Annotated in this window: 19 protein-coding genes; 12 read left to right on the top strand and 7 right to left on the bottom strand. The window is 67.0% G+C overall.

Going from position 1 to position 20,812, the window contains the following annotated elements; genetic code table 11:
* Positions 1 to 4: 4 nt before the first annotated feature.
* A complete protein-coding gene (locus ACOCMM_RS16130) occupies positions 5 to 232 on the bottom strand; it encodes a hypothetical protein (protein WP_419554149.1) in 228 nt (75 codons plus the stop codon).
* Between ACOCMM_RS16130 and ACOCMM_RS16125 the strand changes: the two genes are divergently transcribed.
* The 9 genes from ACOCMM_RS16125 (at position 210) to ACOCMM_RS16085 (ending at position 15,229) form a co-directional block, all read left to right on the top strand.
* Positions 210 to 2,057, top strand: a complete 1,848-nt coding sequence (locus tag ACOCMM_RS16125; RefSeq protein WP_419554148.1) for a hypothetical protein — start codon at positions 210 to 212, stop codon at positions 2,055 to 2,057. The two genes, ACOCMM_RS16130 and ACOCMM_RS16125, sit on opposite strands and share 23 nt — an antisense overlap.
* The gene (locus tag ACOCMM_RS16120) at positions 2,054 to 3,709 is read left to right on the top strand and encodes a hypothetical protein (protein ID WP_419554147.1); all 1,656 of its coding nucleotides are present in this window, start codon (positions 2,054 to 2,056) and stop codon (positions 3,707 to 3,709) included. Before ACOCMM_RS16125 ends, ACOCMM_RS16120 begins: the two co-directional genes overlap by 4 nt.
* A complete protein-coding gene (locus ACOCMM_RS16115) occupies positions 3,709 to 4,902 on the top strand; it encodes a hypothetical protein (protein ID WP_419554146.1) in 1,194 nt (397 codons plus the stop codon). Before ACOCMM_RS16120 ends, ACOCMM_RS16115 begins: the two co-directional genes overlap by 1 nt.
* Entirely contained in the window at positions 4,892 to 6,226 is a 1,335-nt protein-coding gene (locus tag ACOCMM_RS16110; RefSeq protein ID WP_419554145.1) for a hypothetical protein, read from the top strand. Before ACOCMM_RS16115 ends, ACOCMM_RS16110 begins: the two co-directional genes overlap by 11 nt.
* A gap of 37 nt (positions 6,227 to 6,263) precedes the next feature.
* The gene (locus tag ACOCMM_RS16105) at positions 6,264 to 7,796 is read left to right on the top strand and encodes a hypothetical protein (RefSeq protein ID WP_419554144.1); all 1,533 of its coding nucleotides are present in this window, start codon (positions 6,264 to 6,266) and stop codon (positions 7,794 to 7,796) included.
* Positions 7,786 to 9,444 (top strand): hypothetical protein, encoded by a 1,659-nt coding sequence (locus tag ACOCMM_RS16100; RefSeq protein WP_419554143.1) that lies wholly within the window; start codon positions 7,786 to 7,788, stop codon positions 9,442 to 9,444. The genes ACOCMM_RS16105 and ACOCMM_RS16100 overlap by 11 nt, the downstream gene beginning before the upstream one ends.
* Before the next feature lie 294 nt (positions 9,445 to 9,738).
* Positions 9,739 to 12,063, top strand: a complete 2,325-nt coding sequence (locus ACOCMM_RS16095; RefSeq protein ID WP_419554142.1) for a DVUA0089 family protein — start codon at positions 9,739 to 9,741, stop codon at positions 12,061 to 12,063.
* Positions 12,064 to 12,313: 250 nt separating this feature from the next.
* A complete protein-coding gene (locus ACOCMM_RS16090; RefSeq protein WP_419554141.1) occupies positions 12,314 to 13,558 on the top strand; it encodes a hypothetical protein in 1,245 nt (414 codons plus the stop codon).
* A 237-nt stretch (positions 13,559 to 13,795) separates the two neighbouring features.
* On the top strand, positions 13,796 to 15,229 hold the full coding sequence (locus ACOCMM_RS16085; RefSeq protein WP_419554140.1) for a hypothetical protein: 1,434 nt from the start codon (positions 13,796 to 13,798) through the stop codon (positions 15,227 to 15,229).
* An 8-nt stretch (positions 15,230 to 15,237) separates the two neighbouring features.
* On the opposite strand, the gene ACOCMM_RS16080 is transcribed toward ACOCMM_RS16085, so the two are convergent.
* Positions 15,238 to 15,444 (bottom strand): hypothetical protein, encoded by a 207-nt coding sequence (locus tag ACOCMM_RS16080; protein WP_419554139.1) that lies wholly within the window; start codon positions 15,442 to 15,444, stop codon positions 15,238 to 15,240.
* A 12-nt stretch (positions 15,445 to 15,456) separates the two neighbouring features.
* On the opposite strand from ACOCMM_RS16080, the gene ACOCMM_RS16075 reads away from it, so the two are divergent.
* The gene (locus tag ACOCMM_RS16075) at positions 15,457 to 16,302 is read left to right on the top strand and encodes a hypothetical protein (RefSeq protein ID WP_419554138.1); all 846 of its coding nucleotides are present in this window, start codon (positions 15,457 to 15,459) and stop codon (positions 16,300 to 16,302) included.
* Positions 16,303 to 16,569: 267 nt separating this feature from the next.
* Positions 16,570 to 16,971 (top strand): hypothetical protein, encoded by a 402-nt coding sequence (locus tag ACOCMM_RS16070; RefSeq protein ID WP_419554137.1) that lies wholly within the window; start codon positions 16,570 to 16,572, stop codon positions 16,969 to 16,971.
* A 40-nt stretch (positions 16,972 to 17,011) separates the two neighbouring features.
* Here ACOCMM_RS16070 and ACOCMM_RS16065 read toward each other — a convergent pair whose 3' ends face one another.
* The 4 genes from ACOCMM_RS16065 to ACOCMM_RS16050 form a co-directional block, all read right to left on the bottom strand.
* On the bottom strand, positions 17,012 to 17,515 hold the full coding sequence (locus ACOCMM_RS16065) for a hypothetical protein (protein ID WP_419554136.1): 504 nt from the start codon (positions 17,513 to 17,515) through the stop codon (positions 17,012 to 17,014).
* Between the two features lie 80 nt (positions 17,516 to 17,595).
* Positions 17,596 to 18,081, bottom strand: coding sequence for a prepilin peptidase (locus ACOCMM_RS16060; protein WP_419554135.1), 486 nt, complete (start codon positions 18,079 to 18,081; stop codon positions 17,596 to 17,598).
* Entirely contained in the window at positions 18,078 to 18,728 is a 651-nt protein-coding gene (locus tag ACOCMM_RS16055; RefSeq protein WP_419554134.1) for a hypothetical protein, read from the bottom strand. Before ACOCMM_RS16055 ends, ACOCMM_RS16060 begins: the two co-directional genes overlap by 4 nt.
* Positions 18,729 to 18,731: 3 nt before the next feature.
* Positions 18,732 to 19,577, bottom strand: coding sequence for a hypothetical protein (locus tag ACOCMM_RS16050; RefSeq protein ID WP_419554133.1), 846 nt, complete (start codon positions 19,575 to 19,577; stop codon positions 18,732 to 18,734).
* Between the two features lie 39 nt (positions 19,578 to 19,616).
* Here ACOCMM_RS16050 and ACOCMM_RS16045 point away from each other — a divergent pair, with 39 nt between their 5' ends.
* Positions 19,617 to 20,222 carry a hypothetical protein gene (locus ACOCMM_RS16045; protein WP_419554132.1) on the top strand — a complete coding sequence of 202 codons (606 nt, stop codon included), beginning with the start codon at positions 19,617 to 19,619 and terminating at the stop codon, positions 20,220 to 20,222.
* Between the two features lie 49 nt (positions 20,223 to 20,271).
* Here ACOCMM_RS16045 and ACOCMM_RS16040 read toward each other — a convergent pair whose 3' ends face one another.
* The gene (locus ACOCMM_RS16040; protein WP_419554131.1) at positions 20,272 to 20,796 is read right to left on the bottom strand and encodes a hypothetical protein; all 525 of its coding nucleotides are present in this window, start codon (positions 20,794 to 20,796) and stop codon (positions 20,272 to 20,274) included.
* Between the last annotated feature and the right edge of the window lie 16 nt (positions 20,797 to 20,812).

Below are 20,812 nucleotides of genomic sequence, written 5' to 3'. Positions count from 1 at the left end.
CCGCTCACCCGCTGGCGTGTCCCTCAGAGGACAGCGCTTCGGGCCGTGTCTCGACGCGCAGCGCCACGTCGGGGCCGCCGGGCTCTGGGGGCGGGTCGTGCCCCGCGCCCGAGCCTGCCGACCGGTGCAGCACCGCGTTGAGCCCCGGCGAGCCCGGCGCCGATTCCCACACCGGCTCGATCACCAACGACACCGAGTGCACGTCGAGCTTGCGCTCGCGGAGCTCGAGCACCTACTACGCCCGCCGGCACACCTTCACCCTCGACGCGCCCGGATGGGTCACCGTCGACCTGCGATCGGACCCTGCGGAGAAACCCAGGCTGGACACCTACCTGGTGCTCTCAGGAGACAGCCTGGACCGGCCGATCCGCAACGACGACGCCCGCGACCCCAACGGGTACCGCTACGACAGCCGCGTCGGGCCGCGGCTGCTGCCCGCAGGCGACTATGTCGCGGAGGCGACCACGTACGGGATCGGCGATACCGGCAGCTACACCCTCACCGCCGAAGTCACCGCCGCCGGCCTCGCCGAATCCCACACCGCCACCGTGGGCGCCGCCGAGACCGTCACCTTCCGCTACTGGCCCCCAGACGCCCACATCGCCGTGCGCGCCGCTGCCAACGAGGAACTCCGACCCGCAATCAACGCGAACGCCGGCACCGCCACCGTCACCTTCACACCGCGCCTCGCCCACAACCACCGAGACATCACCATCCGCATACAAAGCGACAACAGCAACCGCACCCGGCTGCTCGACATCACCCTCGACGCGGACTGCGGGGCTGCGGATCCGCTCAGCGAGCACAACAAGGTCACCAGCACACGCAATGGGGTGCTGTGCGTTACCCAGGGACTAAGCGACCCCGCCCCCGCTGTGGACCGCTATGAGGTCACCCCTGGCACGCTCAACGGGATACGCGCGTCGGCCGCAGCAGTCATCGCCGCGCGCAGCGACCGGCTGCAGTGCGGGCTCACCACGAACAAGCTCGCGGCGTTCATGCTGTCGATCGGCTATCGCGAGATTCCGCACAGAGCGAACGGGCGTATTGCTGTGTCGCCTGCTCGGTCCCCGATGACGCTGGGACGCGCGGACAGCTACACAAACAGGTTCCTGAGCCAAGAGCGTCGTGATGAGAACCGGCGTCTGTACTCCAACAACGATCCCGCTGATGGGCCTGCGCGTGCGTTCTTCCATGCCGGGGTCGGTTGGTGGCAGATCGACGACTTCAGCGAGTGGGGCACGCTGAACCACGGCCAGCGCGCCGACACCGGCACAGGGCCCTTGGATGATGACGGAGACGACGCCGATTTCGGCGATACGGCCGGCGAGGCGATGGCGAAGCTGTTCTCCGACGAATACTGCGAGGGCGCCGATGACGAGCAGGGTGTCCGCAGGGTCGGGGTCAAGATGAGAAACAAGTGGGGGGCGTGCGGGACGGGGCTGTGCATCAGCGAGCAGTATGAGGAGCTGTATTTGGACGGCACCGATGACCTGTACGTGACCATCGGCCAAGACGAGGGTCGGTACAGCACGTCTGGAGGCGTGAGCGCCCATCGCTGCCGATGGGACGACGGCGACGCTGACGGCTCGTTGCCGCTGAGCTTTGACTGTTTTTTGTATGACACGTCGCGTCCTGAGGGGCGCATGCATGATCTGAACCCCACCGGTGATGTGCCCCCGAATCGCAGCGGTACAGAACAGAGTCCTCTTGCTGCGCCGTTCATGTCGTTCACCAGTTCGCTCACCGGTGCAGCGCAGCGGTTCGCGGTGTTTCCGGGGCCGGTGCTCTGGCTCGTAAGCGATGGTGCTGATCCGGTCGATTCGACCCGGATGAAGGCGGTGCCTGTCGGGGGGCGAGCACGCAAGGTAGATGACGACTGGCCCACGATGACGTTTCACCGGACGATCGGCGGCGACACGGTCGAGTTCACTCTGCAGGTCTGGCTCTGCGACGATGCGGGCTGGGTTCGTGCTGAAGCGTCGCCGTCGTCATGCAAATGGGTGAGTGTCAACGCGGAGGACTTTGCTGTGCTGGTGGGCATCAAGGCGCCATGAGCGGGCAACGGGACCGCGGCCGGCGGCGAAGTGCAGCGTGGCTGTGCGCAGCGCTGGCCGCTGCGGGGTGCGCCGCCTCACCGGGCACCCCCCCGGCAGAGACCGCGCCGCCGCAGACGGTGCCTGTCGGAGCTGCGGCGACGACGGCGGTTGCGGCCGGCGGCGTGCTGGGCATGGGCGACGGGAGCGATGCTGTGCCTGCGAGCGGCGATGCGGCAGCCAGCGGCACCTCCGAGACTGACGATCCGGTGGCGGCGGCACCGTCCCGGAGCGGGGACGCAGTAGGCCCGTTCGGGACAGCGGACATGCTGCTGGGAGCAGGAGCGCCCCCGACGGGGTTGCAAGCAGCGTTGGGCCCCGGGGACTGGCCGGGGCCGCTGTGGCAGGTCTTGCGTGCGCCCTCCGGCAGATTCGGCGATATGCAGGTGTGGTCTCGAATCTTCGACGGCTGTTGGGAGCTCGACGAGCACGGCAATGTCACCGGCGGCGACTACCACTCGCGCATTTACGTATTCGGCCCTGACGACCGCGGTTTGAAGTATCACCCGAGCTGCAGCAACGACAGCAACGCCGAGAAGCGTTTCAGCGCCTACTTCGGGGGGCCGTGGGGCCACGACAGCGAGGTGTTCGCGACGCGTCGGATGGCTGAGATGTGGCTCGATGCGCGCCGGTCGGAGGCTGAGCGCGTTGTGAGCGAGAGCGAGGGGCTGCTGTCGAACGCCCGCGGTTTCGGGCTGGCGAACAGTTTGGGGGGAGTGGATCAATTCTCCGGCATTCGGTTCGCGCCGTGGGATGCGCCGGTCGATGAGGTGCGTGTGGTGCGCGAGTCGGCGACGGTGCGCGACGGGGTCTTGCGGGGGTTCGTGCAGAATATGTCGCGGCGCCTGTGGGCTTATGATGTGGCGGTCAGCGCCGATGGTAGGGACTTCGTCTGGCCGTTGTCGCTGCAGCCGGGCGAGGTCGCCCCATTCGAGATGCCCCGATGGGACGGGCCGACGGACACTTCGCTGATCCAGTTCGCGATGGACGCGGACATGTCGTGGCACGCCGATGCGTCGCGTGCTTTCGGCGACGGCAGCCGTCCGGACATGTTGTACGTCGCGCCCTCGACGCAGCGTGTCTTGGCTGACCGCCTGCGCGGCCGTTATCCCGAGGTCACGGCTGATGCCGAGCCGTACTCAGTTTCGGTCGGCGTCTTCAGCTGGGACGGCGTCAGACCGGTTGCACCGGATTCCCACCCGAGCCTGGCCGATGACATAGCGCGCCTGACGGTTGAAGACCTGCGGGCTTACGGTGCTGTGGTCGACAGCCACGGCCGCGTCATCGACGTCGGCCCGGCAAGTGTGCTCGCCGTCGGCACTTGGCTTCCGTCGGAGTTGTGGCCTGTCACCGACGCGGAATCGTACGTTGAAGTGCAGTATCTGCCGCACGAAGACTATGACGTAGCGAGGAGTTCGGTAAGCGTCGCTTTCGACGTGCATGGCCCGTCGATGGATACGGACGGCAACGTGTACGCCGATTCTGACGACGGCACCGGCCCATACTCAACTTGCGTACGACACATCGACCGCGAGATGCTGTGCACAGGCATCTTCCACGGTGGAGTCGTGCTGTGGATTGGAGCGGCGTATCCTGAACGACCGCCGCATTGATGAATGCCGGAACCGCCACGATCACCTTCACACCGCGCCTCGTCCACGACCACCGAGGCATCACCATCCGCATACAAAGCGACAACGGCAACCGCGACCGGCTGCAGTGCGGGCTCAGCGCGAACAAGCTCGCGGCGTTCATGCTGTCGATCGGGTTCCGCGAGGTGCAGGCCGAGTACGCGGTGCGGCCTGATCCGTCGCGGTCCCCGATGGCGCTGTCGCGCCGCGACGTCGGCCGAAGGGGCCGCCACACCGACGCCGAGGGCAGCTTCACCGAGACCGTCGCGCAGTTCCATGCTCGCTGGGCGGGATACGACACGAACCGGCAGATGCACCTCTACTCCGACGACCGCCGGCTCGAAGGGCCAGCGCGGGCGTTCTTCCACCCTGGCGTCGGGCTGTGGCAGCTTGACGACGCCGGCAACCCCGATGACGGGTGGGTGGCGCTCAACCACGGCCAGCGCGCCGACACCGGGCTTGGGAGCGACGGGGTACACGACAGCGACAGCATGGACTCCGGCGGCGAAGCCGTCGCATATCTGCTCGCGAAGAGCTACTGCGAGAACTCTGGCGGGGTCGGCGGGGTCGGAATGAAGATGCGTCAGTGGCATGCGTGCAAGCCCCTCAAGTGCATCGAGGTGTACAACAGGATCTATCTCGACGACAGCGACGACTTGTACGTGACGGTCAGCCAGGACGAGGGTTCCTACAGCACGGCCGGCGGCGTGAGTACGCACAGTTGTCATTGGGCGGTCGGAGGCATCGATGGTCTCGTGCCGGCGCCGTTCGGGTGCTTCTTCTATGACACCAAGCATCCGCAGGGCTGGATCGACGCTGGCATTACGTCCACCACTGCGCGGCCGCCTGATGACGGCGGGCTGGGGTCGAGCCCGCTGGCGTTGCCGTTCGTGGCGTTCAGTGATGATCAGAAACGGTTCGCGGTGTTCCCCGACAAGGTCCTGTATCCGTCCGATGACTCGGTCGACTCGACCCGCTACAAGGCAGCGCCCAAGACCGAGAACGCTCGCGGTGAGGCCAACACGTGGTCCACCGGCGCATACGGCGGTGCAGTGCTGCAGATGCTGGTCTGTGACGAGCCTGCTTGGGTGATCGCCGGCGGTGACAGGTGCGGCTGGGTGAGCGCCGACGATGCCCGCTTCGCTTCGCTGACGGGAGCCCAAGATGGAAGCTGAGGTCAGCATTGGAACGGTTCGGCGGGCTTTGGCGGCACTGTGTCTGGTCGTGCTCATTGTGGGGTGCAGCACCGCGGAGCGGACCCCGGCGACAGTTCAAGCCCCGTCGCCGACGCATCGGTCTGCGGAGGCCAGCACGACGAGCACCACTGCGGGCGTCGCGCCGCGGCCAACAGACATCGACATTCGCCAAGCCGAGGCCGGCGACGCCGGGCCGGGTGTTCCGCCTTTGCCGAGCCGCACCGCGGACTCGTCTGGGCCGTTCGGGCAGCCTGATGTGTGGCAGGGCGCACAAGCTGGTCCGTCGGGCCTGCAGCGTCCGCTGGAGCCGGGCGACCGACCCGGACCGCTGCTGAAGCGGCCGCCCGAATCGGCGCGCAGCCAGGCCGTTCCCCTCGGCGCGACGCTGGGTTTCAAGAGCAGCGATGCCGCGCAACCTGAGCTTCTGGGGGGGATCTGGTTCGCGCCGTGGGAGAGCCCGCTCGACGAAGTCGGGGTGCTGGCCGAGACGGTAAAGGTGCGCGACGGGGTGCTGCGCGGCTTGGTGCGGAACTGGTCACGGCAACTGTGGGCCTACGAGGTGACCGTGTCCGCCGGCGATCACGTGTTCGAGTGGCCGCTGTCGGTTCAGCCCGGCGAGATCGCCCCGTTCGAGCTCCCGGGCTGGGAAGGCCCAGCCGATTCCGACCTGATCCGCATCAGCGTCGACGCGGACATGTCATGGCACACGGACCCGTCTCGGGCATTCGACAGATCGTCCGATCTACACCTGTGGGCGGGCGACTACGCGCATCGCACGCTGGCCGAGGCGGTGCGCGACCGGTACCCGCAGGTCACGAGCGATGTTGCAGCCGACGCGGTGTCGGTCGGCGTGCTCGAGTGGGACGGCGCGCGTCCGCACGCTCCCGACTCGCACCCGAGCCTCCGCGACGACATCGAGAACCTGACAGTCGCGGATCTGCGCGGCTACGGGGCGCTGTTCGACCGCGACGGCCGCATCGTCGACGTCGCGGCGGCGCCCGCGGTGCGGCTCTGGCTCGCGGACGACGACGGCGAAAACAATTACTGGCAGCGGCGGCGCTGGGAGGACGTTCCGAGCCTGCCCCACGGCGACTTCGGCCCGTTCCGTGTGAGCCTCCGCCTCGACGTGCACGCACCGTGGCCCGACCTCGAATGGGACAACTGGCGGCTGCCCCCCAGCAACTACGCCGTGCGGTTGCAGTTCGAGCCGGAGGACGGCGATTGGTGGCGCGAGTACATCGAAGGCGGCTACCTCTTCTGGATCGGCGCTGCGTATCCCCGGCTCCACAGCAGCGTGCGGTGACTGGCTGGTCGAGGACGACGATTCGGGCGCGGATGCGTTGATCGACAGCTATGCGCTGGCTGCGGGCGATTACACGATCGAGGCGGCGACCTACGGTTCGCGGCGCACCGGTTCATATGGCGTCGGGGTGACGGTGCACCTCGACGGGCTCGACGACGCCATCGAGCCTGTGGGGGACCCCGCCACGCTGGTGCCGCTCAGCGACTCGTTCACCGTGGTTCCGCCGGACGCGAGCTGCGCATCAACCCTGGGCACGGTCACTGAGGGCGCTGGGGGTGCTCGCACGCTGGGCGTCACGATGGGCTCGGGCGCTGTCGAGCGGGTGACGGTGACCTGCACGGCCGAGGGGCACCCTTCGGGTGCCGCGACGGTGCTGTGCATCAGCAGCACGGCGAACCAAGGCTCGCCGCTGAGCCGAGCGCAGTATCGGGTGACCCCCGGCACCCTCAACGGGGTCCTGGCATCCGCCGAAGCCGTCTTGGCAGCGCGCAGCGACCGCGACACATGCGGGCTGAGCGTGAACAAGCTGGCTGCGTTCATGCTGTCGATCGGGTATCACGAGATCGGCTCGGGCACCGCTGGCTCGGCGGCGCCGTCGCCGATGACCGTCGGGCGCTGGGACACCTACGCGCTGCAATTGAGAGCCGGGTTTCACAATCGGTACAACTACCTCAACGACGCGGCCGGTTATGAGGACAGCGGCGTGTGGGACGAGCCGCGCCGCGCGTATTTCCATCCCGGGGTGGGCTGGTGGCAGCTCGACGACGCCGGCGGGGCGTGGAGAACCCTCAACCACGGCCAACGAGCCGACACAAGCACCGGGCCCAGAGACGAAGACGGCGATATCGATGACGACGACACAGGCGCGGAAGTGATCGCGGCGAAGCTGGCGGCCGAGTTCTGCGACGAAGGGCTCAACTCGCTGAAGACCTACATGAGCAACACCTGGTTCGCCTGCCGTCCGAGTCTGTGCTTCACCATGCACGAGAGGATCCTGCTCACCCATACGGGCGGCAGCGACGATCTGCATGTCACGATCGCGCACAACGCCGGCGAGTACAGCACCGACGGCGGCGTGAGCGCGCATCGCTGCCGTTGGCACGACGCGTGGACCCCTGTGTTCGACTGCTTCGTCTATGACACCGAGCGTCCTGAGGGCAACGCGGCGGACTCGCACAAGTGGGGCTATGACACCGACCGGAGCCCGCTCGCGGCGCCGTTCGTGGCGTTCACTTATGACGAGAAGCGCATGGCGGTGTTCCCCGGTCCGGTCATGACTGCGCTCAAGCCCGCCGGCCACACGACAACCGGTTCGTTCGCGACGTGGATCAAGGCGGTCCCCGAAGGAGCGGACGTGCGCGACGAGGAGAAAGCAGGGCCGGGGCTGTGGTCCAGCGGCGACTATGACCGGCTGGGGACCCCCGCGAACGAGATCGACGACTCGGTGCTCCAGATCGAGATCTGCGACGACTCCGGCTGGGTGCTCGCCGACGGCGACAGCCGATCGTGTGAGTGGCTGAGCGCGAACGGCACGAGCCTCGCTGAGAGGCTGGGCTTCGATGGGTCCTGAACGCCATCGGGCGCGGCGCCGATCAGCGTCGGCGGTCGTGATGTGCATGGCGCTGCTCGCAGCCGCGTGCACCGGTGACCCTCCGACCCGGTCTCGGCCCGAGCCGCCCCAGCCGACACGGGCCCCGGCCGCGACAGCTCCTGTCGGCGCGGCCCCAGCGGACAGCGACCCGAATGCGTCGCCGCCCGACACAACAGAACCCGCAGGCGGCTCGCCAGCGCCATCGCCTGCGATGCCGAGCCGCGCCGCTGACGCGTCGGGACCGTTCGGCGACGCGGACTTGTGGATCGGCGCTGGGCGGCCCGCTTCCGGACTGCAGCGCTCTATAGGAGCCGGCGACCTGCCGGGGCCGCTTTGGGCCCGTCGGGGTACGTCTGGGAACAGGTCTTGGTATCGGCAGTCGTGGGCGCGGATCTTCGACCGCTGCTGGGAACTCGATGAGCACGGCAACGTCGCCGGCGGCGACTACCACTCTCTTGAGTACGTGTTCGGCGAGCGCGCCGACCGCAAGTATCGCCCTGCCTGCCCTGACACAAGCCGCTCCGACAGCAGGTTCAGTGTCCATTTCAGAGGGCCGTGGAGCGACAATGAGAGCGATGCGTTCCCCACACGCGAGCAGGCCCAGGTGTGGGTCGACGAGCGCTGGGCTGAAGCCGAGCGCGCCGAGCGCGAGAGCACGGGTTTGCCGCGAAATGTGGATGGGTTCGGGTTTGTGAACAGTTTGGGGCTTGGCCAGGGCGAGCCGTTCGGGATCGGGTTCGCGCCGGTCGATGCGCCGGTCGATGAGGTGCGGGTGCTGTCTGGGACGGTTGCGGTGTCGGGCGGTGTGCTGCGCGGGCTGGTGCGGAACTGGTCGCGGCGCTTGTGGGCCTACGGGGTGACCGTGGCTGCCGGGGAGCATGTGTTCGAGTGGCCGTTGTCGGTTCAGCCAGGCGAGGTCGCTCCGTTCGAGATCGGCGGCTGGGACGGCCCGACTGATGCCGGGCTGATCGACATCGACGTCACGGCAGAGTTGTCCTGGCATGCGGACCCGTCGCGGGCATGGGAGCTCGCTTCCGGGTACCCGCGTGTGCTGCGGGTCGGCGAGCTCACGCGCCGGGGGCTGCCTGACTCGGTGCGGGACCGCTATGTGCATGTCACCGGCGATGTCGCGGCGGGATCGGTGTCGCTCGGGTCGGTGGAGGTGCTGTCGGTTCCGTTACGAGGTGCGACTTCGCACTTGAGCCTGCGCGATGTCTACGATGACTTCGCGGTCGCGGATCTGCGAGGTTATGGCGCCCTATTTGACAGCCACGGCCGCGTCGTCGATGTTGGGCCGGCACCGACGGTGGGCGTGACCTCCTACGACGGCAGGGGCGTGGCCGAGCGGTTCGAGGAGGTGACCCGCTTGCCGCATCCGCTGGCGGAGCCTCGTCATGGATCCCCTATTGCTGCGTTTGTGGCTGTGCTGTTCGACATCCACGCGGACTTGGCCAGGGACGGCTACGAGTTCGGCGAGCCCGGCGGGACCTACTGGGACACCGTTCGCTTTGACGACGAGTTCGTCGTGATCGGCGACCGGCGCTTTCCCCGCGAAGGCACCCTGCACGGCGGGTTCATACTGTGGACGGGTGCTGCGCACCCTCAGCTTGATGACGGCGTGCAGTGATTCTGTGGTCGAGGACGACGATACGGGCACGGACGCGGACGCGTTGTCGGACGCATTGCCGCTCGCGGCGGGCGACTATGCGATCGAGGCGTCCACGGCGGCGCCGCGCCAGACCGGCAGCTTCACCCTCACGGCCACCGTCGCGGGCGCCCCGCCGCCGTCGGGTGTGAACATCAGCGGCTTCGCGGACGCCGACGCGACGCCCGCCCCGGGCGGCTCACAGCCACGGTCACCGACGACATCGAGCTGTCCCCGACTGATGCGATCTGCTCGGCGGGGCCTTCGAGAGCGACGGTGTCGCCTGAACGCGACGCCGCGACCCGCACCGTGTCCATGGATGTGCCTGCGGGCACGTCAGTGACCGTGACCGCGGAGTGCTCACAGGACGCCGACACCGCAACCTCACGCGCGCTGTTCACCGCGGACGCGGCACCACCGCCGCCGGTTGATGCGGAGATCAGCGGTCTCGACGACGACACCGCCACACCCCAGCCCAATGCGTCCTCAGTGGACATCGCAGACATGTTCAGCGTCGCCCCCGCACCCACAGACATAACGACCCCGCCGACGACCACCACACCGACCCCGCCGACCACCACCACACCGACCGCGAACAGCGACGACTGCGACACACCCCTGGGCGCACTCACCGCAGCCACCCCGCCGACAACGGGCACCCTCGCCGCCACGGACGGCTGCACCTCGACCCGCCACCCCCGAAAGACCGCCACCAGCACCTATCAGGCCCGCCGGCACACCTTCACCCTCAACAGCCCGGGCTGGGTCACCATCACCCTCGAGTCAGCAGCGACGAACACCCAGCGCATCGACACCTACCTGGTACTCCTGCGAGGCCACACACCCGACGGCACCGGCACCTACATCACCCACAACGACGACGCCCAAAACGCCGCCAGCCACGGCCTGCACTGGCGCGACAGCCGCCTGGTCGACGTGTTCCTCCGACCCGGCCACTACACCATCGAGGCCACCACCTACCACGCCCACAGCACCACCAACCCCGCCCGCACCACCGGCGACTACGACCTGACCGTCGAAGCGACCCTCACCGGCCTGCAAGCCAGCTACGACGCAGTCGTCGATGAGACGCTTGCTATCGGGTTCGAGACCGGTGACTACGTGGCGAGGGTGCAGTCGATTTCGCCGCCGACCCTGGACTGGTCGACGGGGCGTACCGGTAGCCGCAGCAGCCTCGCGGTGACCGCGGACATGGCTGACACGCATCGGGTCGTGCTGACCCTCGCCAAGCCATCGCCGACAGCCGCGAGCCAGGCGCGCAGCGCATCGTCGACGAGTTCAACGATGTCGACGGTGGAGTTCGATGTCGCCGCGGCGTGCGGCACCGGTCTGGCAGCCAGCGACCGCAACGGCCATCTGTGCGTACGCGCCGCAGCACAGGCTTCCACGACGAACTACCCCGAGGACCGCGTTACCGAGACAGGCCGGGGTCGCAAGTATCCCGTCACGCTGGGCACCCTGTGGGGAGTGAAGAAAGTCGCCAAAGACGCACGCGACGCCTACATGAACCCCTCCCCGGGGACCACCCGCGCCTGCACACCCACGGCCAACCGAATCGCCGCCATCATGCTGTCGATACCGCTGTGGGAAGTGCCTCGCTCGTGGTGGATAGACGACAACAACGACGGCCAGCAACAGGACGATGAGTTCTATGTGCAGCGCGACCCCGGCCGCTCCCCGATGGCAGTATCACGCAAGGATCTGAGTACTGCGCTGCACTCGAACAACAGCACAAGCCCTCCTGACCGTGCGTTCTGGCACCCCGGCGTCGGGCTCTGGCAGCTTGACGACACTTGGGCGAATCCAGTCACAGACGAATGGCGAACCCGACATTTGAGTCACGGCGACCGTGCCGAAATCGGAGTTGGCGGCCAGGTGGTTGCCGAGTACTTGGCCGAAGCGCTTTGCACCGTTAGTGAGGGTGGCATGGAGTCGGCCATCAACTCAGCGCTCCAACCGTGGCTGGCGTGCCAATCGAACTCTTCGCGGACCTGTTACCGGCTGTCGTATCTGAAGTTGTGGGTGAAGCGCACCGACGACCTGCACGTCACCTCCTACAGCACCGAGTTCCGCGCCTATAACGGCACACACTCCGGCGGTGCACCCGTTGTGCGCGACCACCGCAACGAATTCAGCACCAGCGGAGGCCTCTCGAGGCTCAAGTGCCGCTGGGGCAGCGGCGGCGTGGACTTCGACTGCTGGTTCTATGACACTGACAATGAGGAGGGCTGGATGCAAGACGACAACGTGTCCGGCATCACAGGCGACCTCAGCCCCTTGGCCGCACCATTCATGTCTTTCACCCACGACAACGGGAACGGGGACAAGAGATTCGCCGTGTTTCCCGAGTCATTCCTCGGGACCCAGACCACGCTGATCAAGGCAGTTCCTGTCGAGACCAACGTTCGAGATACCTCCGCTTCTTCGTGGACACCGGGCCGATTCGGCCGACTCGTGTTGCAGGTGGAGATTTGCCGAGTGGTCGCTGTGGAGGCTGGCAGCGTGTGCGAATGGGTCAGCACCACGCTCAACAGCGGACCCCGTACCTTCGCCCAGAAGATCCGCGATGCCGGCCACTGAACGGCAGAACACTCGATTGGTGGTGACCCCTTGTGACGGGCATCGACGGCGCGTGTCGTCTTGCATCGTGCTGGTGGCGGGTGCAATGTTCGCTGGTGGCTGCGCAGGCAGTAGTTCACTCCCGCAGACTGCTTCGTCGTTATCGGTGCCAGTGGTACAGGAACGCGTTGAGCAGTCCGGTCTTGGAGCCAACGGCCGCCGGGAGCTTCTGACCGAGGCGAGAGTCGGGAACGAGCCTGTGCTGAGTCGGATGAGTGTTGGGCGCACGGCTGAGTCTGTGCCGTTCGGCATAGCAGACGTGATAAACGGCCCGGCGGGTGTCCGGTTGCGGGTTCCGCTGAGTGCCTACGACCCGTCCGGGCCGTTGCACGGTGCCCGGCAGGAGACTGTTGTCGGCACATCAGAGGTCTACGACTTGTGCGTTGACGCCGAAGCGTTCGAGGCGATCACTGGACAGGCGTATCGGGCAGGGGACCTGTTTCCTCAGAACACCTATGCCGAGCTGCGGTTCGACCGTCTTCGGATGGGCTGCGACGGCGAACCGGTCGAACCTGGGCGCAGCGAGCCTCGCTGGGCGCTGCGTACGAACGACCGAGGGGGCAGCGTCCGATTTCATTCCCGTGAGGAAGCCCTCGAATATCGGGAAGAGCGGTTCGCGTCGCATCAAGTGAAGTTCGGAAACACAATCGACGCCCATGCATACGGCGTCGACCCCAACGGCACCGGCTTTCAACCGCTAATAGAGTTTGCGGACCGCGACGCTCCAATGGACGATGTACGTGTGCTGCCTGACACGGTTGCAGTGAACCATGGTGTGCTGCGAGGGTTGATGCGAAACTGGTCGCGCGCGCAGTGGGCGTACGGCGTGACCGTACACGCTGAGGGCCGCAGCTGGTCATGGCCGCTGTCCATTCAGCCCGGCGAACTGGCACCATTTGAGATCGAAGACTGGAGCGGCTCGGACTATCCCGCATTTACCGTGACAGCGGAGATGGCTCCCGAGGCGGATCTCTCCCGCAACTGGGGTATCAGCGGTGTCAACGGCACTCTCTATGGCAACGCGAACTCACCTGAGCTGAGCCACTACCCCGAACGCGTCCTCGACATATTGCCGAAAGACGGTCGGCACGAACTGTGGCTCTCCTTTGCGGAACTGGGCGGGGCATTGTCCCATCCCAGCATTCCCGGCCGCGACAGCGGCTACCAGCCCGGCATTGACGATCTTCGGGCCTATGTCGCCTTTGTCGAATACCGCCTCAATCAGCAGGGTGAACCAGTGCTGGCCGACGGTCGTCGCCCCGTGACCGTGTCCGAAGTGGAACGATTGACCCTCTTCGGAGCGCTCGCGCACGGCGGCACCGCTGAGGTGGACAGGTATCCATTGGCGCGCATGCGAAATGATTGGCTCGACGACAGTGTCTGGGTCCTTTTCGTGGATTCCGACCGCCAGCGAGGCGGCTGGCTCATGTGGATGGGCGGGGCCCACCCGCAGTGAGGACGCGTTACGCGGTCAGTGTCAAGCCGAGCCGCGGGTCCCATACGTTCGCGTGGAAGCTCCCTGATGCGGAGTGACAGCGGCATTGAGCGTGTGAATTGCGGCGTCCGTCTGCTGAGATTTCGCAGGGTGCTCGGTCGTGCGGCGGCGGTTTGTGCGCTCAGCGTTGGATGCACGGGCCAAGACGGGGCGGATTCCCGTCTGGCCGCGGCCGTTGGGGTTCCTCACGAGTCTGCTGTGACGGTGCCACCGTCGGAGTCGATCCCAGGTGCAGCGGCTGAGTCGGTCGGCGACCACCTCGGTCTTGCGATGTCGGAATCTGGGCAGGCGCCGATGCGCACTGCGGTGGATGCTGTCCCGTTCGGTGCTGCCGATCTCTTCGCGTCTGTCGCTGTTCGCCGGGGCCGGTTGCCGCTGGAATCACGCGATGTTGAGGGCCCGTTCAGGGGGAGCGGCCTTGAGCATGTGCTGCACGAGTCCGGCGTGTTCGATCTCTGCGACGATGCCGAGGCGTTCGAGGCGATCACGGGGCAGATCTATCGGGCAGGGGACCTGTTTCCCCAGAACACCTATCCGCAGTTGATCTTCGATCGTCGCCGGATGGGCTGCGATGGCGACCCGGTCGACCCACAGCGTCTAAAGCCGCGGTGGGCGTTGAGGACCAATGACCGGGGCGACACCATCAGGTTCGCAGCCCGCGACGATGCGATTTCCTACCAGCGGGAGCGTATTGCGAAGCACCGCGAGCGTTACGAGAACACCGTTGAAACACCCCCGTTCGGACTGCACGGCGGCGTGCCGACTGAGGTGCTGATCCGTTTCGCTGATATCGATGAGGTGCGGCTGCTTGAGGGCTCGGTGACTGTGGTGGATGGGGTGCTGCGCGGCATGGTGCGCAACTGGTCCCGCGAGCTGTGGGCGTACGACGTGACGGTGACAGCAGATGGGCGCACCTTCGAGTGGCCGTTGTCGGTCCAGCCCGGCGAGATGGCACCGTTCGAGATCGAGGACTGGGAAGGCGATGCGGATGCGAGCAGCGGGGTCGATGTCGCCGCTCGGATGGCTCTCGAGGCGGATCTGTCCCGCTCGTTCGTGTTCTTCTTCGGGCGGTCCTGGTGGGGCAACGCCCACGATGTGCCCTATGACTACCCGCAGCAGATCCGTGAGGCGCTTCCGCAGGACGGCATCCATGAGTTGTACCTGTCCTTTGCGCAATTCGCCGAGCCGGCTTCGCACCCGTGGACCGCTGATCCCCATGCGCTCGCGGGGTGGCAGACCGGCGACTTCTACGAGAGTCTGATCAGCCAAGTCCGCTTCGACGACCTGCGCGCATATCTGGCATTGTTCACCTACTCTTTCCCTGCTGCAGGCGTGGACCTTTCCGTGCCAGTCGTCTACGAACTGAGGCCGCTCGACATCCTCGCGCCGCTGAACACAGCCCACCTGGGGTCCCAGAGCGCGGCGGTCGACAGGTGGCCTGTCTCGCGCATCGATCTTGACTGGCAGAGCCCCGCAGACCCAAGGCTGCACATGGTGTCCCACGTGCCGAATCCCGATGATGACCCCGAGATCGTCGCGCAGCTCGGCATCGGCGAGAGCGAATTGGGTGAGGGCCGCGTCAGGTTTGCCGTCTGGATCGGCGCAGCACCCTACGTTGGCAACGGCGAATAGTGCGGTCCTCAGCACGTAGATCTCTGGTGATGTGGTGCTGAGTTCGATGCCCATTCCGGGCCGGTGTCGGGGCTGACCGCGTCGGCGACGAAGTCCGGCACCATGGCGTCGTTGTCGGTGACGCCGTCGCGCACGGGGAGCTTGAGGGTCACACTGTCGTTCAGTCGTACCTCGGGCGCGTCGGGCAGCAGCACGCGGTCGACACGATCCGCCACGGCGCGATGAGCATGTCGCGCAAGGACACCCACGCGAATCTCTACCCGCCGGGGCGCACGCCGACGCGTGCGTCCCGGCATCCCGGGGTCGGCTACTGGCAGCTCGACAATTGGCCCGCTGCGCTCTCGCTGAACCACTATCAGCGTGCCGATGTGTACGAAGGCGGCCGCGAGGTCGCCGATGTGCTGCGCGACGCCTACTGCAAGCCGACCAGATTCAACGCCGGCACGACCGGAGGATTTGCACGCGCTGAGCGGATCGCCTCGTTGAAGTTCCAGCTTGACGGTCGGGCGGTGCGCCAGAGCGGAGACCCGCGGCCTGGCGGTTGGCGGGCGTGCAAGGGAGCGACGACGGGGCGTGATCTGTGCTGGGAGACAGCCGAGCTGATCTACATCGGCGACGCCGACATCGAGGGCACGATCGGCACGAACGCGAAGAGTCCGCTGGCCGTGCCGTTCATGTCGCTCACCCACTCCAGCAAGAGGTTCGCGGTGTTCCCTCAGTCGTTCACCGGCGGCGTTAGTTCTCCCACCGGTTCCAATCTGATTCCGCGAGCGATGGCAACCCGTTGCGAATGCGTTCGCCGAGCATCGACCGCGACATCCCCTGAGCGCTCACAGGTTGACCACAAACGCACGCAGGGGAGCACTTCGGTCCTCATATTCCTCGGGTGTGGCGATGATGACCGTCCGTTTCCATCCGTAACGGAACTGCGGCAACGACCGCTTCAGGTGCCAGAGGCGTTGGTTCGGGTGCAGCTTCAGTTGGAGCGCGAAACCGCCGGCTGGGAAGTGCTCGACTGGTCCTTTAGGCAGGCCGGCTCGCCTCGGGCCTCAGGAGAACCTTGGGAGGAATGAGGCGCTGGAACAACCGCCAGATGATGCGAACCTTGCGGGGCTCGTCGTCTAGCACCCGGCCGATGTGTTGCCGCTTGACCATCAGCGATGCCAGCGGCACCAGCAGTGCCAAGGCAAGTCCGAGTGTCGATTCGGGAAGGAAAGACATTGCGCCTCCGCAATTCAGGCGGTTGCCAGCAGCCGCCTGCGAATTGAGCCTCTAGAGCCGGTACGTTGTCGATGGTGATCGGAGTCCTTCGCTCGCGTCGGCGGTGCGGTGAGGCGGGGTTGACGACACAGGAGTGGCTGCTGGTGACCGCGGGCGTTGCGGCGTTTGTGGCGCTGGCTGTTGTGGCGGTGCAGACGGTCGTGCGCGATGTGGGCATCGAGGCGAACCGGCACCGTGCGCGCTTTCGTGCCGCGGAGATTGCGGCAGATACCTTGACTCGTGAGTGGCGGTCGCATCGCCCCGCCGACCAGTTCGAGACCGACCAGCTCAATCGCCGCTATGGAGCGCGCTGCGACCGCATCGGGATCACCTATGCAGATTCCGAAGCCTTGCCGCGCTGGTCGCCGGGCATCCTCGAAGCGGGTGGCGGTTGGCACGCGGTGCACAAGTTTCCCGTCTGCTACGTGCGTGATGTCCGTGGCGAGCGGGAGCGTTTCGGGGAATTCACGCCCGACTACTGACACCGTCACGCCGAGGCCGATGGGCGCGGCTTCTTGATTGTCACGGGCTGGTGTTACGCGTGCAGATCACTTGGGGCTTCGTTGCGGTGGCAACACCCGGGTCGGCGCTGTTGAGTTCCGTGGGGTCCGGCTGAGCGTCAACCGCCTTGCCCGTCGGGCGCTTGAATGTCGCTGTGACGTCGAGGTTGGTGTCGCTGTAGAGGATTTCGAGCCGTTCGCAGCGGGCCGCGAAGTACAGCTCCCATTTCTGCCACGTGTTGAAACGCGCGTCGCTGGGCTGCGCCGTCTGCGCTTCGCGGATGACCGTGTCGGCCGCAACGTTCGCGGCAGTCTCGCGGGCGCTGCTGCCGCCGAGCTGTTCGGCTGTGTCGTCGACGACGTTCTGGACGAGCACCACGGCGAGCGCGGCGAGGCCGGCGACAGCGGCCACGATCAGAAGCCATTCGAGCGTGGTGAGACCTCGTTCATCCTGCGTGGCAGACCCAGGGACCATCTCGTCGGGAACGTGATGGACATCGGTTACGGCATCGGTGGTTGTCGACATGGCGGCTGGCCTCATCCGTGCGATAGGTGCATGACTCTCATGCAGTACATCTAAGTATCTCATGATCGCGCGTTCAGCCTTCAGCCGGTGGGACCCGCGGTCCACAGGTGCCATCCGACAACAGCGGCCGTGCCGATGCTGAGAGCCGGTGCCCAGCGGATGTGTGCGTCGCGCCCGCGGCGCAGGGCCGAGACGGCGGCTGCGGGCCACGCAGCGAGCGCCCCGCCGAGCAGGGCCCACCATGGCCAAGCCGGTCCCCACCAGCCGGCGAGCATGCTGTTGACGATGATGAGACGCACATCGCCGTAGCCGAGCTTGCCGGGCCAGCGGCGATAGGCGGCCTCGAGCAGCGCAGCGACGCCGGCCGTGCCGGCCAGTGTCCACAGATATCGCGCAAGGTCGCCCATCGATACGGCCGCGACGACCAGCAGCAGCGCGATGGTGCTGCCTGCGATCCAGCATGCGCGCCGGGGGATGATCGCTTTGCGCAGATCAGTCCAGGCCGAGTACACGGCGAGCGCTGTCCAGGTTGCCACCGCGGCCCAGACGAGTGCAGCGCCCTTCATGGGGTCTGTTGAGGTTCGCAGTCGCCGGTTTCGCAGGTGTCATCTCCCACAGATGTGTCGGCGGTCTTGTCTCGCGCTGCGACGCTGCCCACGACCACGTGAGCGGCGCGTCCGTGCACAGTCACGGTCGGAAACAGGCCTCTCATGGGCGCGACTGCCCCGTCGGTCTCGCAGGTCAGGTGCACGTCGACGACTCTTGCTGGGCGAATCAGATCGGTCGATCCCGCAACCGGCAGGTCGGTGCTCACCTCGGTCACGAAGCCGCTGCTGCTGGCGGGTTGGGGCCCTCGGAGGCACAGGTGGTCGAGGCCGGGCCGCGATGAGAGCACGGCTTCGGCCATGAGTTCGCGGCGCACCGCAGCAGGCATCAGGTGCGGCGAGCCGGGGTCGTCTTCGCAGCACAGTGCGGCCGCTACCGCTGCCTCCTCCGCCGCAAGATCGGCGATCAGCCCAGCTCGTGCGGCGCGACCGGACCACAGCACGAGCAGCACCAGCAGAGCCAGCAGGGGAGTGAGTGCCATGAGCTCCAGCGACGCTGTGGCACCTGACTCATTGCGACCGTTGCGTCGGCGGGTCGGATCGGCCCGGCCGCGGCCTGGTTCCCGGCGCCGCTGCCGCTGCTGGCGTGCGCGTCGTGCGGCCGGCATCACTCAGCCACCGAAAGCTGCCCGAGTCGGCACCGACTCGGCGAATTCTCTGGCGTCGGGCCGTCCGGCCTGCCATGCCGGCCGACCGTCAGGCGCCATCAGCTCCAGTCGGGTGCCGCACTCGTGCATGCCTGCGTCGCCGGCAGGGGTGTGGGGAATCTCGTAGGTGAGCCGTCCGATGGCTTCAGATGCCATGGGCAGCCCGCTGGGCCACACCTGCGCGGCGGCCCAGCTGGCCTGGTTCCAGTCGGCGACAAGCCCGACTCGTACCGCGTCGGCTACCGCGGTGCGCCCGCCGTCATGGCAGGGCAGCGTCCATCCGTCGGAGTCCGGGCCCGCATCGGCGTAGGGAGTGCTGTAGAAGCCGCGCAGCGAGGCACCGTCGAATCCCAGCCGCCCCAAGTCTTCCAGCAGTGCGGTGCTCAGGGTCTCGCAGGGCTGCAGCAGATGGGCCACCGGTTCGGGACTGTCCGAGTCACTCTCGGGACTGTCCATGTCGCTCCCGGCGTCGCCCATGTCGCTCTCGGCGTCGCCCATGTCGCTCTCGGCGTCGCCCATGTCGCTCCCGGCGTCGCCCATGTCGCTCCTCGGCGGGTCTGCAACAGGCACGAGGCAGTCGGGGAAGAACGGGTTGAGAGGGCCTTGGTTCGGGCCCGAAGCACTGTGCACGGCGGCTGCGAGCGCAGCCAGGTCCTCGGCCGAACTGTCCAACGACGATTCGGCGGCAAGCCGCTGGGGCACCGCCATGGCCACGACGGCAGCGAATGTGCATACCGGCACCATGAGGACGACGAGCAGGCTGACGGCCCCGCCGAACTCGTCGCTCCTGGCCTGAACTGCTGTCATCATGTGAGGCCTGTGCATGCAGTCGGTGAACAGGGTCGGCCCATGGCTCGGCTGGTCAGGCACACGTCGGGCTTGCGCGGGTCGGCGCCTCGTGACCAGCGCGGCGAAGTCCTGCCGTTCTTGATCCTGTGGCCGCCGCTGGTTGTGCTGGTGCTCATCTTGGTGGTGCACGCGTTCATCGTCACCGGTGCCCGGGCCGAGGCCGAAGCCGCTGCATCGGCGGGGCTGCGTGCCGCGTGGAGGTCTGTCGGGGCCGCAGGATTGGCGTACGGCCAGGACGGCAGCGAGCACACCGGAAGCGACCCGAACCCTCGTGTTGCCGAGATGACCGATGCCGTCGCCGACGCTGTTGCTCGTACTGCTGCGCCGGGCCAGGGCTGGCGCTGGTGGACGCCCGGCGCCGCGACAGTTCGCAGCGACTGGTGCCACAGCGGTGCCGCGTCGGGTCTCCGACCGGCGGCGACCGAGTCGGGGTGGATTCGTGTCGAGGTCTCGGGGGAGGTGTTCGGACCGTTCAGCGCGCTGTGGCCGGGGCGGCTGGATCGGGTGCACGCTGCGGCTGCCGGCCCGGCTGCGCTGACACCGCCGACGGGCGGGAACCCAGGCGCGGAACTGCCCACAGTGCCGACGCGGATGCCGATCTGCTGATCGAAGAACGTCACGGCCTTGGACTGCCGCTCGGCCGAGCTGCGCCCGTTCATCTCGGCTTGTGCCCGATCTCGCATGTCCACAGCGGGGCAGCGACAGCGGTCGTTTCGGTCGCGATGTCACCGGTCGGAGGCTCCGCAGCGCCGGACGTGACGGGAACGGTCGGGGGTGTGGTGAGCGCAGTTGGGTCAGGCGCGTGCGCAGTGCCCGGCACAGTTGCCCACACCGATCGGCGCACGACGTCGCCGAACGTCGTCTGCAGTTCCTCGCAGCGCCGTTCGAGACGCTTCATCATCTCGGGATCGGGTGTGAGCCCGGCCTCGTCGACAAGCGCGGCAGCCTGCGACGCGAGCTCTGCGGCGGCGACATCGGCTTCGATGAGCCGTGTGGCGGGGTCCACGAGCGTCTCGCTGGCGTCGTCAAGCACTCGTTGGACCGCAACCGTCATCACCGCTGCGAAACCGCCGACGGCGGCAATGATCAGCAGCCATTCCAGCGAAGCGAGTCCGCTGCTGGACGATGACCGTGATCGCGTCGCGCGGTGCAAGCGATGCGAGGACCGCGTTGGGCGCATGGCACCGCTGCTGGGC

The sequence above is a fragment of the Candidatus Poriferisodalis sp. genome (assembly GCF_965198245.1).
Classification (GTDB): Bacteria; Actinomycetota; Acidimicrobiia; order Acidimicrobiales; family Poriferisodalaceae; genus Poriferisodalis.
Note: the sequence above shows the minus strand (reverse complement) of the source record. Positions and strands in the feature narration are given on the sequence as shown.

What these genes read in the sequence shown, in the direction of transcription:
- ACOCMM_RS16120 (WP_419554147.1), top strand. Translation starts at nt 2,054, where the DNA reads ATGAGCGGGCAACGGGACCGCGGCCGGCGGCGAAGTGCAGCGTGGCTG.
- ACOCMM_RS16115 (WP_419554146.1), top strand. Translation starts at nt 3,709, where the DNA reads ATGAATGCCGGAACCGCCACGATCACCTTCACACCGCGCCTCGTCCAC.
- ACOCMM_RS16110 (WP_419554145.1), top strand. Translation starts at nt 4,892, where the DNA reads ATGGAAGCTGAGGTCAGCATTGGAACGGTTCGGCGGGCTTTGGCGGCA.
- ACOCMM_RS16100 (WP_419554143.1), top strand. Translation starts at nt 7,786, where the DNA reads ATGGGTCCTGAACGCCATCGGGCGCGGCGCCGATCAGCGTCGGCGGTC.
- ACOCMM_RS16090 (WP_419554141.1), top strand. Translation starts at nt 12,314, where the DNA reads ATGAGTGTTGGGCGCACGGCTGAGTCTGTGCCGTTCGGCATAGCAGAC.
- ACOCMM_RS16075 (WP_419554138.1), top strand. Translation starts at nt 15,457, where the DNA reads ATGTCGCGCAAGGACACCCACGCGAATCTCTACCCGCCGGGGCGCACG.
- ACOCMM_RS16065 (WP_419554136.1), bottom strand. Translation starts at nt 17,515, where the DNA reads ATGTCGACAACCACCGATGCCGTAACCGATGTCCATCACGTTCCCGAC.
- ACOCMM_RS16060 (WP_419554135.1), bottom strand. Translation starts at nt 18,081, where the DNA reads ATGAAGGGCGCTGCACTCGTCTGGGCCGCGGTGGCAACCTGGACAGCG.
- ACOCMM_RS16055 (WP_419554134.1), bottom strand. Translation starts at nt 18,728, where the DNA reads ATGCCGGCCGCACGACGCGCACGCCAGCAGCGGCAGCGGCGCCGGGAA.
- ACOCMM_RS16050 (WP_419554133.1), bottom strand. Translation starts at nt 19,577, where the DNA reads ATGATGACAGCAGTTCAGGCCAGGAGCGACGAGTTCGGCGGGGCCGTC.
- ACOCMM_RS16045 (WP_419554132.1), top strand. Translation starts at nt 19,617, where the DNA reads ATGGCTCGGCTGGTCAGGCACACGTCGGGCTTGCGCGGGTCGGCGCCT.
- ACOCMM_RS16040 (WP_419554131.1), bottom strand. Translation starts at nt 20,796, where the DNA reads ATGCGCCCAACGCGGTCCTCGCATCGCTTGCACCGCGCGACGCGATCA.